Source organism: Chitinophagales bacterium (genome assembly GCA_020636495.1).
In the GTDB taxonomy this organism is placed as follows: Bacteria; Bacteroidota; Bacteroidia; order Chitinophagales; family Chitinophagaceae; genus UBA5543.
This window is the reverse complement of the sequence record JACJXQ010000008.1, coordinates 513,122-527,700: the sequence shown is the minus strand read 5'-3', so window position 1 is coordinate 527,700 and position 14,579 is coordinate 513,122. Positions and strand designations below refer to the sequence as shown.

Here is a 14,579-nt window from a genome sequence, read left to right as displayed (position 1 = left end):
ACTTGCATGCCACGATTAAATTGCGTTTTTTTATTGTGTGAGGGCATGCGTCATCATAATGTCTCTATTCCTTTTCAGCACCGAAGCCGGGGCGCAGCATCGTAATGGCCGTGTATTTGCAGACTCAGTATTAAAAGTATTACCCGGCATCAAGAATGATACGGACAAGCTGTATGCATATACTTTGCTTATCGATCAGTACAATGATATAAACATGGATTCTTCTGTATACTTTACTGAGAAAGTATTACAGCATGCACGCAAAATGAACTCTAAATGGGCCTGGAGTTCTGCCTGCAATACGGCAGGTTTTACCTACTACCTGGATGCACAGTTTGACACAGCACTACACTATTTCAAACAGGCTGAAGCCGGGTATATAAAACTGAAAGACACGCTGAGACTGGCCGGGGTGTACCATAATATGGGCGACCTGTACAGCCAGGACGACCAGCTCTCTACCAGCCTGAATTACTACCTGAAAGCATTGAATGCCTACGAGTCGATACATGACGATGGTATAGCGACGCTGTGTACTGATATAGGCGACCTGTATTGTACCGTAGATGAACGCGACAAAGCACGGTCCTATTACGACCGTGCACTGGAGGCCAATCAGAAACATGGCGATAAGTTTGACAGGGCATACATTATGATGAGCCTGGTAGAAGAATTGATAAAAGATAAGAAGTATGATGAGGCCATTACATATGCTGACTCAGTAGTGGCCATATATACCGAGTTCGGCAACAAATTCTTTATAGCTATAGGGCAGAACTACCTTGCCGAATGCTACTTACAGAAGAAGAACTACAACAAAGCCATGTCGCTGTTTAGGCAGGCAGAAGAATATTTTTCTATTGCCAGCGACGAATCGTACACGGCTTTCAGCATCGCTGCGATAGGCACTACCTACCTGCGGCTGGCTGCAGATACCACAGGCTATAAAGCAGATGCCACGCTCTTTGAGCCCACGCGCCTGGGCAATTACCACAAAGCTGTAGAATATCTGAATAAGGCAAGGGGATATTTTGAACAGGTAGATGACAAACCCAACCTTGTAGACCTGTACGGGAAGCTGTCTGAAGCCAGTGAAGCGTTGGGCAAAAAAGAGGATGCGCTTGCCCTGTACAAATTGCGCGCTGCATTAAAAGATTCCTTGGATATACAGAACGAGAGTAAGAAAGTAGCGAAGCTGGACGCCCAGAAAGCCATGGAACTGAAAGACAAAGAACTGGAGCTGCAAAACCTGCTGATAGCAAAAAAACATAATGAACGAATCGGGCTGATAACAGGCATTGTATTGCTGATAGTTGTTTCGGGGATCATATTCTACAATTACCGGCAAAGGGGCATCAGCAACCAGTTGCTGGCAGCAGAGAAGCAAAAATCGGAAGAACTGCTATTGAACATATTACCGGAAGAAGTAGCCGAAGAACTGAAAGAAAAAGGCACGGCAAACGCCACACATTTTGACGAAGTAACCGTATTGTTCACAGACTTTGTTAACTTCTCCCGTGCAAGTGAGCGAATGGACTCGCAAGAGCTGGTAGACGAGCTGCATACTTGCTTCAAGGCATTTGACAGGATAACAGGTAATTATCAAATAGAAAAGATAAAGACCATCGGTGATGCATACCTTGCCGTATGCGGGTTGCCGGTGGCAGACAAACACCACGCAGAAAAGGTAGTAAGCGCTGCTGTTGAGATACTGCATTTTATGAATAAACGCAGGCAAGAGCTGGGCGACAAGACCTTTGAGATACGTATAGGCATACACAGTGGGGATGTGGTAGCAGGTATAGTAGGTGTTAAAAAATTTGCCTACGATATATGGGGCGACACGGTGAACACTGCAGCCCGTATGGAGCAGAACAGTGAAGCAGGAAAGATCAATATCTCGCAAACTACCTATGATCTTGTTAAAGACAAATTCACATGTACTTATCGAGGTGAACATGAAGCCAAGAACAAGGGTAGATTAAAAATGTACTTCGTAGAAGTATAGGGATATATTTTATATCTTAAAGCTTCAGTTGTTTATGAAGCATATCCCCAAAATATTATCATTAGCAATTTTATCGTTCATAAACTCATATGCGCAGTCTGACTATGAGCTGAGATCTGACTCACTGATAAATGCGTTAAGGCAAGCTAAAGATGACACCAATAAAGTACGGTTGCTGTACAACATGTCCAGACATTTTAATGAGCCGGACGACTGTATGAAGTACAGCCATCAGTGTATGGAACTTGCTAAAAAACTAAATTGGGAAAAAGGATTAAGTCTTGCAGGCAGCGCACTGGGTTGGAACTATCACATGAAAAAACTCAACAGCGATACTGCTATTACCTTTCTGTTGCCTGCATTGGCTATAGCACAAAAGATAAGCGACGACACCATAATAGCACGTACGAACTTGACACTTGAAGGTGCGTACCGAAGAAAGGCTAACTACCCCAAAGCTATCGAATATGGAAAGGTAGCCTTAGAATACGCTGAAAAAACCGGGGACTACATGGATATCAGGTACAGCCTGAACACACTTGGTACTATATATAATAACATCGGTAACATAGACAAAGCGTTAACCTACTATGAGAAAGCCCTGGATCATGCAAGAAACAATGCCGACAAATCAGGCGAAGCAGCCGGGCTTAATAATATCGCAGGAATATACAGACAGCAAGGTAACGTTGACGAAGCGCTTCAATATTATCTTAAATCAGTTGCACTGAATAAGGAATTTAGTGCGAATAACCTGCCTGCAGACCTCTTTAGCATTGCCAGTATATATGAGCAAAAGGGGGATCAATTATTGGCATTGCACTATTTATTTGAGGCACTAAGATTGAATGAAGAATCAGGCAGAAGCACGTGGGCTTCAACAAACAGTTCCCACATAGGCGCTATCTATATAAAACTAGCCCGGGAAAACATCAGCAAGAATGAGTTAAGAAAAAATACTGAATTGGGCAATGAGGCTGAACATGTACTACAATTGATACCCAACGAAAGGAATGCAAAGATCCAAGTTGGGAAAAGATATCTGCATAGTGCTGCATCGCTACAAAAAGGCCACGGAATGGTTGACGAGCTAGCTTTTACATACATACAGCTTTCCAGGGCCGACTCTCTTTCAGGAGATTACCTTAGCGCACTTAAAAACTACCAGTTGGCAATACGCTACAGGGATTCTGTATTTAACCAGGAGGGAGCTGAAAGGATAGCCCGTATGGAAATACAGTCTGAGTATGAAAAACAAATGCTGGCGGATAGCCTGAAAAATGCAAGAACGCAGGAACTGGCGGAACAAAAATTGAGCCGCCAGCGCAGGTATACTTTTACTGGAGTGGGAGGCATACTACTACTAATATTTATTGCCTTCTTTATAGCCAAAGAGCGTAGAAAGAGTGACAAGTTATTATTGAACATCCTACCGATTGAGGTGGCAAAAGAATTGAAAACAAAGGGTGAATCGGATGCCCGGCTGTTTGACAACGTAACCGTGTTATTTACGGATTTTGTGGACTTTACAAAAGTATCGGAAAGGTTGAATCCTCAAGAACTGGTGCATGAACTGGATGAATGTTTCAAAGCATTTGACGGCATTATTGAGCAGTTTGAAATGGAGAAAATAAAAACGATTGGCGATGCCTACTTAGCTGTTTGCGGCATGCCAACAGCTGATAAACAACATGCAGAAAAGGTAGTACGAGCAGCACAAAACATCCGCAATTTTATGCTGCAGCGCCATAAGCAATTAGGCGACAGAACCTTTGAGATACGTATAGGTGTGCATAGCGGCGAGGTAGTGGCAGGTATAGTGGGTGTAAAAAAATTCGCTTACGATATATGGGGCGATACCGTGAACACTGCAGCCCGTATGGAGCAGAACAGTGAAGCGGGCAAGATCAACATCTCACAAACCACTTACGAGCTGGTACGGGATAAATTTACCTGCACCTATCGTGGTGAACTGGAAGCGAAGAATAAGGGCAAGCTGAAGATGTATTTTGTGGATGAACAGGTAGGGTAACAGGCTTATCAGCTATTGGTTTATCATTCTATTAATACAGCCGGTATATTAACAAGTATTTCATATCTTACCCATTAAACCATGGCACCAGTTGCTATAAGTTTAATTCACTGATGAAAAGACTACTATTCATTTTCCTTGCATTATTACCTGTTTTGGTATACGGCCAGGCCGATATCCAGATCAGTACAGCTCTAGGGCAAAAGAACATGCTGAAAATAATGGACTCGAGCTGGCGGTTCATTAATGCTGATGACAGCACTATGGCTATGCCTGATTACAATGACAGCAGCTGGGCTATGGTAAACCCCGAACTGAAAGGGGACAGCAGTATAGAAATGCTGAAAGGGATTGGCTGGTTTCGCAAACAAGTAAATGTGACGGACAGTGTGTGCCGCGAACCACTTGCCATGAGCATCAGGCATTACGGGGCTTCTGAGATATATGTGGATGGTAAGTTGCTGGAACGTTTCGGGAAAATATCAGGCAACCCTGACAGTACAGAATATTACAATCCCATTATGCAGCCTGTGATCTTTATTTTTCATGACACGGGCATGCATACAATTGCGATAAGGTATGCGAATTACCGAACTGAAGTGCCTTCGGGTCATGACTCATACATACACGGATTTACTGTGAGTATAACAGAAGCCAACAGTGCAATTGCCATGAACGGAATGCTACGCATGATCATAATCGGATTCATGATGGTACTCAGTGCGATATTTGCAACATTGGCGGGGCTGCATTTCCTGTTGTGGCTGTTTCGCTACAGCGACAAGTCAAACCTGTTCCTGAGTATTTTATGCGTTGTATTCTGCATCTACTTCATTATGCAGAGCTACTGGTCTCAGTCAGGCGATGCGGACGTATTCATTCATAAAAAACATACAACCGGGGTGTTACTGGCCATCGCACTTATTGTATTGAGTGCATTGCTCAACTACCTGTTCAGTCGTTTCGGCCCGCGCTTCCTGGTTATTGCAAGCCTATGTATAGCTGCTATGATAATGACCATGAATGATGCAAGACATGAAGACGTCATCTCATCGGCGATTATGGCTATCGTTATGCTGGAAGCCGTGATACTGATCATAGCGGCGATACGCAACAAAGTAAAAGGAGCCAAGATACTGGCCATTGGCATATTACCACTGGCTATTTGCACTATGCTCATCTTTATCATAACCTTGCTTATGGGCAATGATATGGAGGCGGCCGCCAAAAGCGGCAACCCCGGCGGGTCGCTATTGATGGCTATGGCTTTTCTTTCCATACTGTCACTGATAGCCTTTTCGGGCATCCCGCTTTCTATGTCTGTTTTCCTGGCCTGGCGTTTTGCGAGGGTGAACAAAGACCTGAGCATACAGTTGGAACAGGTGAAAGAACTTTCGGAAAAGACACAGCAGCAGGAAGCAGAGAAAAAACGGATACTTGAAAACCAGAAAGCACAGCTGGAACAGGAAGTGGCGGAGCGCACAAGCGAGATAATAGAAGAGAAAAAGAAATCGGATGACCTGCTGCATAACATTCTGCCACAAGAGGTAGCCAGTGAACTGAAAGAGCGCGGTGCCACCACGGCACATCATTTTGACCACGTGACAGTACTGTTTACAGATTTTGTGGACTTTACCATCGCAGGAGAGCGGATGGGCTCGCAGGCGCTGGTAGAAGAGCTGCATAGTTGCTTCAAAGCCTTTGACAACATCATGGGCAAGTATGGCATTGAAAAAATAAAGACGATTGGCGATGCTTATATGGCTGTTTGCGGCTTACCCCGTGCCGATGAACATCACGCAGAAAAGGTAGTAAAAGCAGCTATGGAGATACGCGCATTTATGCAACAGCGCTACGAGCAACTGGGTGACAAAACATTTGAAGTGCGCATAGGCATACACAGCGGAGAGGTGGTAGCCGGTATAGTGGGTGTCAAAAAGTTTGCCTATGATATATGGGGCGATACCGTAAACACCGCTGCACGCATGGAGCAAAACAGTGAACCGGGCAAGATCAACATTTCTGAAACAACACACGAACTGGTGAAACATAAATTCACCTGTACCTACCGAGGCGAACTTGATGCCAAGAACAAGGGTAAGCTGAAGATGTATTTCGTAGAAGCTTAACACTTGTATCTCTGCATGTTGGGGACTTCAAAGCACGCATACAGAATTAATGACGTCTTTCATTACCATCTGTGCGTAGCGTTATCGCCATACGGTACGTGATATTATTCAAAAAATATATAATTCCTGTTATTATTTCATATCTTAAGGGTGTTCATTGCCAATAGCATGAAAAACACCTTAATTATTACCTGTATTTTTTTGTTGCTGATCTTGCCTGTTAGCAACAGCATATTTGCACAGGTACCAGAGAACAGGGAACTGGTTGACTCTCTCTCCACTGCACTTTCTCAACAAAAAGAAGACACCACCAAAGTAGCTATACTCAACAAGCTTTCCTTTGTTTTTTCCGACATTAATCCTGACAGCGGGCTTATTTATGCTCGTAAAGCACTTGCACTGGCGAAACGATCGCGCTGGGATATAGGTATTGCTACAGCTTACTATCAAACAGGTATCAACCTGAATGAGCAGGGAATGTTTGACACTGCTGAGCAGTACTTTAAGAAAGGTTTAAAAATATACGTGGAAAAGAATGACAAACGGGGCATTGCCAACAGCTACAATGCTCTTGGAACTATGTACTTTTTCCAGGGCAATTATGTGAAAACAAGAGAGAGTTTTGACGAGGCATTGAAATGTTATACTGAGTTGCAGGATTCAGTACGCATGACAGCCGTCATGCAGAATCTGGGTTCTATATATTTTGAAACCGGTGACCCTGAGAAGGCCCTGGAATACGTAAAAAGAGGCTATGCCATTGACAAAGCACGGAATAATAAAATCGGGGTAGCGGTAACTCTTATCAACCTGGGTATGGGTTATTCCAGCCTGGGGCGGTATGATTCTGCTTTAATATTCTTCGATGAAGCGTTGGGCTTGTACAAGGAATTAGGCCATGACAAATCGGTAGCGCGGGTATATATGAATGTGGGTGTTGTGTATAACAGGATTGGCAAATACCGTGAGGCTATTGATAATTATAACCGGTCGTTGGGCATATGCCAAAAGATCAAAGACAGCATCGGTATTGCCGACAACCTGCTGAACCTGGCAATGGTCTATACGCAAACAGGCAGGGACAATGAAGCAATATCCGCAACAACACGTGCGCTGAATATATACACTGATCTGGGTATGATAGACGGCATGATGTATTGCCAGAGTGAACTATCAAAGGCTTATAGTCATAACAGGCAATACAAGCAATCGCTGGAAGCATACAAACAGTTCACTGATTTAAAAGACTCGCTCTACAACAAAGAGAATACAGAAAAAATAGCCAAGCTGGAAGTAAAAGCACAATACGATGCAAAACAGATAGCAGACAGTATAAAAAATGCCGAGGCTCAACACATTTCGCAATTGAAACTACAGCGCCAGAAAACATTTACCTATTCAGGTATCGGTATCGCGGTGTTGCTCCTTTTCTTCAGTATATACATCTATCGCAACAACAAAAAGCTTAATGCCGAGAAAAAGAAATCGGAAAGCCTGCTGCATAATATTCTGCCTGAAGAAGTAACTGAAGAACTGAAACAACGTGGTGCCACTACAGCCCACCAGTTCGATCATGTGACAGTCATTTTTACTGACTTTGTAGCCTTTACACAGGCGGGTGCACGTATGGGGTCAAAAGCACTGGTGGAGGAACTGCACAACTGCTTCAAGGCATTTGATGACATTATGGAGCGCTACGGCATAGAGAAAATAAAAACCATCGGCGACGCATACCTGGCAGTTTGTGGCCTACCGGTGGCCGATAGCAGGCATGCGGAGAAAGTGGTACGCGCAGCAAAAGACATACTGGCATTTATGGTGCAACGCCGTGAACAGCTTGGCGACAGGACCTTTGAGATACGTATTGGCATACACAGCGGAGAAGTAGTGGCCGGTATAGTAGGCATCAAGAAGTTTGCGTATGACATATGGGGTGATACGGTGAATACCGCCGCACGTATGGAGCAAAACAGTGAACCGGGCAAAATAAACATCTCGCATACAACTTATGAACTGGTTAAAGACAAAATTGATTGCACCTACCGTGGTGAACTGGAAGCGAAGGGCAAAGGCATGCTGGAAATGTATTTCGTAGAGAGCTAAAAGTTAAGTTAAAAAAGTATATACTTACCGATAAGTCTTTTGCCAATTAATACCTTGTAGTACCTGATACCATATACAAATGAAAAAGTATGCTTCTTTATTGTTTATTACTGTTTGCCTGAGTTCCTGTTTCAACTTCTATATCGCTATAAATGATACAGACTATTACTACCTGAAAGATGAACAAAGGGCGGAATTAAGACAGTTTGGAGATCCATACATTCCTGACAGCAATGGCCATTACCTGGTAGAGATAACCGCAAAGGATGTGTGCGCTTCAATCCTTGAACATACTTATACCTGGCTGCACCATTGGGTGCCCTACTGTAGTGGTGAGAACTGTAAACCGCTATTTTATTACAACAATATCATAAAAACACAGGAACAAAAAGAGGACATACAGATGTTCCTGATATCCAACTCATACGAATACAAAACTGTAAAAAAGCAGGTAAAAAACTTTGACCGGGATGTGTATGTGCTGAAAAATGACCGTTACGGTCATAAGGTGGGGAAAAACTCAAAAGCTTTTGCCAAGGAAATGCATGATGCGGGGTATTTTGATGTACCAACGTTCTGGTCAGACATGATATTTAAAGGCGATTCGCTGATATACAAAGGCAACCTTATATCCAATGCTATTGTAGACAGTGTTATTGCGGCGAATATGTAATCGTCTGCCCCTGATCGTGTACAAGGCATATTTCTATTTGCTATCTTTCCGCTGAGAAATGGCCATTCAGAAAATAAACATAAGTGATTTTTTGACGCAACGGGCGGAAGTTCCTGTATTTGACGTACGCAGTCCGGGCGAGTATACACATGCGCATATACCAGGTGCGCTCAGCCTGCCGTTATTTACAGATGAGGAGCGGAAAGTAGTAGGTACTGCTTATAAGCAACAAAGCAGGGAAGTAGCCGTAAAGGTAGGACTGGACTACTTTGGCGTGAAGATGCGCAGGATGGTAGAAGAAGTAGAGGAGTTGCTGAAAGGCCGAAACGACAAAAGAATAATTGTACACTGCTGGCGGGGCGGCATGCGCAGCGCAGGTGTTGCCTGGCTGTTGGACCTGTATGGTTTCAACGTGTCTACCCTTGTGGGCGGATATAAGTCGTACCGTAAATGGGTGCACCGGCAATTTGAGCAGGATCATCCTATTCATATCATAGGAGGCTATACCGGCTCGGGAAAAACACCGGTACTGAATGAGCTGGCACAAAAAGGACATATCGTAATAGACCTGGAAGACCTGGCTAAACATAAGGGCTCTGCTTTTGGTGCAATAGCAGGTGTGCCGCAACCCAAACAGGAAATGTTTGAAAACCTGCTGGCTGAAGAGCTTGCTCAAACAAAAGCTACTACCGATAACCCTATATGGATGGAAGATGAAAGCCAGCGCATAGGCAATATCAATATACCACCTGCATTCTGGAAAACGATGCGGAACTCGCCTGTATACTTTTTAGATATTCCTTTTGAAGAAAGGCTGAAACATATTGCAGCAGAGTACGGGCAACTGGATAAAGAGCAACTGCTGGGTGCCGTGTCGCGGATACAGAAAAGGCTGGGAGGGCTGGAAACCAAAACAACTCAGCAATGCCTGGAAGATAATGACATTACCGGGGCGTTCAGGATATTGCTGAAATACTATGACAAGCATTATAAAAAGGCACTGGAGAAAAGGAATAACCCTGATGTGGAGATAGGGCAGATACAAAGCAATGAAGTGAATGCAGAACTGAATACAAACATATTATTAAGATGGAAGGAGCTGAGCAAATCAGATTAACCCAATATGCACACGGAGCGGGATGCGGCTGCAAGATAGCCCCCGCCATACTGGAAGAGATACTGAAAAGCAATACCATACAACCAGATAATGACAAATTACTGATAGGCAACAGCAGCAAAGACGATGCCTGTGCCTACGATCTGGGTGACGGCACTGCACTTATCAGCACAACGGATTTTTTTACTCCCATAGTAGATGATGCCTATGACTTCGGGCGGATAGCTTCTGCCAATGCTATAAGCGATGTGTATGCCATGGGCGGTAAACCAATACTGGCTATCGCCATATTAGGATGGCCGGTAGACAAACTTCCTGCAGACCTGGCACAGAAAGTAATTGAAGGCAGCAGGGCTGTATGCAAAGAAGCTGGCATACCACTTGCAGGCGGGCATAGCATTGATGCCGCAGAACCTTTTTTCGGGCTTGCAGTGAATGGTCTTGCTAATATTGATAACCTGAAAAGAAACAATACCGCACAGGAAGGTGATATACTGTTTATGACCAAACCCTTGGGTGTAGGCATATTATCCACCGCACAAAAGCGGGGACTGATAACCGAGAAACAGCGGGCAGAAATGATAGAAAGTATGACCGCCCTGAACAAAGCAGGGGAAGCTTTAGGCAAGCTAAAAAGTGTACATGCGATGACAGATGTTACAGGGTTCGGACTGTTAGGGCACCTGGTAGAGATAGCAGAGGGTAGTTCTTTATCGGCAGAGATAAACTACTCTAAATTGCAGATAGTATGCGGTGCTGCTGATTACCTGAAGGACCGGGTAGTGCCGGATGCAACCTACCGCAACTGGAATGCTTACAGCAGCAAAACAGGTTTTGAAGCAGGTGTGGATGTAATGCAGGCGTTCAATCTGCTACCAGACCCGCAAACCAACGGTGGATTACTCATAGCCGTGGCACCTGATGCTGTAGCAGAAGTGCAGCAGGTACTGACTGATCATGAGCTGCATCATTTTATTGAGCCTGTAGGTAAAATGACTGTGAAAGGAGAAAAAGTAGTGCAGGTAAAAGCCTGAATGAATAACACAAAAAGAAACCGCCCTTAAGAATAAGGGCGGTTTTTATATGTCCGAATATGCGTGTTTTTAATCTTCTATTGATTTAGAGAAACGTTCTCTCCACCTCTTCACCCTAGCTTTGAAACGGAAGGCCAGCAACATCATTACCGGTACCAGTATCAGTGTCAGGAAGGTAGCGAATGCCAGGCCATATATCATGGTCCATGCCAGCGGGCCCCAGAAGGCTACGTTGTCGCCACCGAAGAATATATGTGGGTTCAGCTCTGAGAACAGCGTCGCAAAGTCTATGTTCAGGCCCACACCCAATGGTATCAGGCCGAGTATAGCAGCCGTTGCCGTCAGTACCACAGGTGTCATACGGGTACGTCCTGCTTCTACTATCGCGTTGTAAGGCTCCATACCTTCTTTCAGCATCAGGTCCATAAACTCTATAAGTAATATACCATTCCTCACCACGATTCCTGCCAGCGCTACGATACCGATACCACTCATTACGATAGAGAAGTCGTTACCGAAGATACCTACACCCAGGAACACACCGAATATACTGAAGAGGATCTCTGTCATGATAATAACCGTTCTGCTCAGTGAGTTGAACTGCATGATGAGCAGCAGGAATATCAAACCTATAGATACCATCATAGCACCACCAAGGAAGCCCATCGTTTCGGCCTGATCTTCCTGCTGGCCGCCCATAGTTATGGTAATACCAACCGGTGCTTTGAAGTTAGCCACTTCACGACCTATGGCAGCCACCACTTCGTTAGCATTATAACCTGTCAGTACGTTAGACTGTAATGAGATAATACGTTTCAAGTCTTTACGTTTGATACCACCATATGTTTTACCATACTTGATATCGGCAAATGAACTGATAGGCACCTGGCGGATGACACCACCCATACCCATATCGCGGAACAGCATCGGCATGTTTTTCACCGCGTCAATATTCTCGCGCTGGTCTTTCCTTACCCTTAATGTAATAGGATAATCATCATTTGCATCACGGAAACGTGATATCTCTTTACCGAACACTGCTGTACGCAATGCACCCACTATCTGCCCGGTCATGATACCTTCTTTGTTCATGCGCTCACGATCCAGGTCGAACACGATCTCCGGTTTATTAGCCTGGAAGTCGCTACGCAGTTCTTCTACACCTGCTATACGTTTATCATCCAGGTATTTTTTCAACCGCTCGGATGTTGCTATCAGCGAATCCAGGTCATCACCAACGATATCAACCACGATAGGCTTAGGCAATGGCGGACCACCTTGTTCCTTATCTACTGTTACTACCGCACCCGGTACACCTTTCACAGCGCTACGTATCTTGTCCAGGTATTCTGCCGTAGACACTCCGTGCCTGTCAGCAAATTCTACAAAGGCAACTGTGATACGTCCCTTGTTCGGGAAGTTACCTACCTCTCCACTGTTCGGGTCTACTGCACCTACGGTCACATTCGCTATCACCGATTTTACAACAGGGTTGGTCTTACCTGATTTGTAATCTATATCCAGTGCATCGGTCACACGTTTTTCCAATTTCTCCAACACTTCGTTAGTGTAAGCCTGATCTGTACCTACCGGCATATTCAGGTACACATAAGCAAAGTTCGGGTCGGCACTCGGGAAGAATACAACCTTCGGTGGGCGTACCATCATTATCACTATTGACAGTATCATGATACCTACTGCAATAAGCATCGTTTTACCCGGATGATTCAATGCACGTATCAACCACTTGGTGTACCACTCTTTGAATGACGGCCACAGTTTTGTCTGGAAAGCCTTTATCCATTTTGAGAAAACGAATTTCTCCAGCAAAACGAACAGGTATAAGAAGATAATGAAGTTACCCATACCTACTCCTCCACCCAGGTAGCTGAGCAATGCTATTGCGCCGAATATTACGGCAACTACCCTGTCAGACTTTCTGAAGCGTGGCTTTTCCGTGTTGTTATGATCTTCCGGCTTCATGAAGCTAACCGCAAATACCGGGTTGATGATGTAGGCCACGAACAATGAGGCCAACAGTGTAATTATCAGCGTTACCGGCAGAAAGAACATGAACTCCCCGATCACCCCTTTCCAGAATGCCAGCGGAATGAATGGCATAAGCGTTGTAATAGTACCGGTTAGTACGGGCAGGAATATCTCACCCGTCGCCGTCTTCGCGGCCTTTTCTATCGGCACCTTACCATTATCAAATATCCGGTGCGTGTTCTCTATCACCACAATGGCATCATCAACGACTATACCCACCGCCAGCAGGAAGGAGAACAGCACGATCATATTCAGCGTGATGTCTAACCCCGGCATTACCAGGAAGGCAATAGCACAAGACAAAGGCATAGCCATGGCTACGAACAACGCGTTGGTCACACCCATGAAGAACATCAATATGATGGTCACCAGTATGAAACCGATGATGATGGTATTGATCAGTTCATGCAGTGTATTACTTGTTTTCTCCGACTGGTCGCCCGTGATGACTATTTTCAGGTCTTTCGGCAACTCAGTTTCTTTCATCTCCTCTATCACCTGCTCAATATTCTCTGAGGCTGCTATCAGGTTCTCGCCCTTCGCTTTGATGACGTTCAGTGTAATTACGTTGTTACCATCCAGGCGGGCATAACTCTCCTGCTCTTCGAAAGAGTCTTTTACATCCGCGATATCTCTCAGGTACAGCGCACGGCCATACTGGTTCTTAATGATCAGGTTGCCGATCTGCTCAGCATTTTTGAACTCGTTACGGATGGTCAGGATGCGCTTCTGGTTGTTCATAGATACCAGGCCCGGTGTAGACGAAATATTCTCGTAAGCTACAGCATTCTCTATGTCACCAAAGGTGAAACCTGCGGCAGCCATTTTATACATATCTACATTGATCTGTATCTCACGCTCCAGCGCACCTACCATCTGCGCTTCCTTCACCTCTTTCAGTTCTTCTATCCTGTCCTGTATATCATCAGCGTATTCTTTAAGCCTTTTCAGGTCATAATCGCCCGATATGTTCACATACAATATCGGCAGTTCTGAAAGGTCTATATCTTTCACCTCGGGCTCGTTGGGCAGGTTCTGCGGCAGGTCCGTACGCGCTTTGTCCACCGCGTCTTTTACATCCTGCTTTGCCTTATCTATCTTAACATCTGTATTGAACTCAACAATCACCACCGAGTAATCCTGGAATGAGTTACTGGTTACTTTCTTCACACCAGACAAACCCTTTACTTCTTTTTCAATAGGTTTGGTTACGATGTTCTCCATATTTTCCGGAGAAGTACCGGGATAAACGGTCTGCACGATTATCTGCGGGATCTTGATCTCCGGGAACTGCTCTTTAGGCAGGCTGTTGTAGGTCATCAGGCCCGCCAGCGTTATGATGATCGTGAGTATGTATACAGCCGTGCGATTATTGATCGCCCAACTGGATGGTTTAAACTCTTTGAATGAATCTTTCATTGATTACTATTTTCA

8 protein-coding genes are annotated in these 14,579 nt (G+C 44.7%); 7 read left to right on the top strand and 1 reads right to left on the bottom strand.

Features of this window, described 5'->3' with window-relative positions:
• Window positions 1-58: 58 nt before the first annotated feature.
• The 7 genes from H6550_02380 to selD all read left to right on the top strand — a co-directional run bounded on the left by H6550_02380 (window position 59) and on the right by selD (window position 11,096).
• Entirely contained in the window at window positions 59-2,008 is a 1,950-nt protein-coding gene (locus tag H6550_02380; GenBank protein ID MCB9044966.1) for a hypothetical protein, read from the top strand.
• A gap of 34 nt (window positions 2,009-2,042) precedes the next feature.
• Window positions 2,043-4,040: a tetratricopeptide repeat protein gene (locus H6550_02375; protein MCB9044965.1), complete on the top strand. Its 1,998-nt coding sequence runs from the start codon at window positions 2,043-2,045 to the stop codon at window positions 4,038-4,040.
• Window positions 4,041-4,153: 113 nt separating this feature from the next.
• Entirely contained in the window at window positions 4,154-6,169 is a 2,016-nt protein-coding gene (locus H6550_02370; protein ID MCB9044964.1) for a hypothetical protein, read from the top strand.
• Window positions 6,170-6,337: 168 nt separating this feature from the next.
• Complete coding sequence (locus tag H6550_02365; protein MCB9044963.1) at window positions 6,338-8,272, top strand: tetratricopeptide repeat protein; 1,935 nt, start codon at window positions 6,338-6,340, stop codon at window positions 8,270-8,272.
• A gap of 79 nt (window positions 8,273-8,351) precedes the next feature.
• Window positions 8,352-8,945: a hypothetical protein gene (locus tag H6550_02360; protein MCB9044962.1), complete on the top strand. Its 594-nt coding sequence runs from the start codon at window positions 8,352-8,354 to the stop codon at window positions 8,943-8,945.
• A 91-nt stretch (window positions 8,946-9,036) separates the two neighbouring features.
• On the top strand, window positions 9,037-10,062 hold the full coding sequence (gene mnmH, locus H6550_02355) for a tRNA 2-selenouridine(34) synthase MnmH (GenBank protein ID MCB9044961.1): 1,026 nt from the start codon (window positions 9,037-9,039) through the stop codon (window positions 10,060-10,062).
• Window positions 10,035-11,096, top strand: a complete 1,062-nt coding sequence (gene selD, locus H6550_02350; protein ID MCB9044960.1) for a selenide, water dikinase SelD — start codon at window positions 10,035-10,037, stop codon at window positions 11,094-11,096. Before mnmH ends, selD begins: the two co-directional genes overlap by 28 nt.
• Before the next feature lie 69 nt (window positions 11,097-11,165).
• Here the strand turns inward: selD and H6550_02345 are convergent, their stop codons facing one another.
• Complete coding sequence (locus tag H6550_02345) at window positions 11,166-14,564, bottom strand: efflux RND transporter permease subunit (protein ID MCB9044959.1); 3,399 nt, start codon at window positions 14,562-14,564, stop codon at window positions 11,166-11,168.
• Window positions 14,565-14,579: the final 15 nt, after the last annotated feature.

Excerpts from the sequence above, each read along its gene's own strand:
- H6550_02380 (MCB9044966.1), top strand. The coding sequence starts at position 59 with ATGTCTCTATTCCTTTTCAGCACCGAAGCCGGGGCGCAGCATCGTAAT.
- H6550_02375 (MCB9044965.1), top strand. The coding sequence starts at position 2,043 with ATGAAGCATATCCCCAAAATATTATCATTAGCAATTTTATCGTTCATA.
- H6550_02370 (MCB9044964.1), top strand. The coding sequence starts at position 4,154 with ATGAAAAGACTACTATTCATTTTCCTTGCATTATTACCTGTTTTGGTA.
- H6550_02365 (MCB9044963.1), top strand. The coding sequence starts at position 6,338 with ATGAAAAACACCTTAATTATTACCTGTATTTTTTTGTTGCTGATCTTG.
- H6550_02360 (MCB9044962.1), top strand. The coding sequence starts at position 8,352 with ATGAAAAAGTATGCTTCTTTATTGTTTATTACTGTTTGCCTGAGTTCC.
- selD (MCB9044960.1), top strand. The coding sequence starts at position 10,035 with ATGGAAGGAGCTGAGCAAATCAGATTAACCCAATATGCACACGGAGCG.
- H6550_02345 (MCB9044959.1), bottom strand. The coding sequence starts at position 14,564 with ATGAAAGATTCATTCAAAGAGTTTAAACCATCCAGTTGGGCGATCAAT.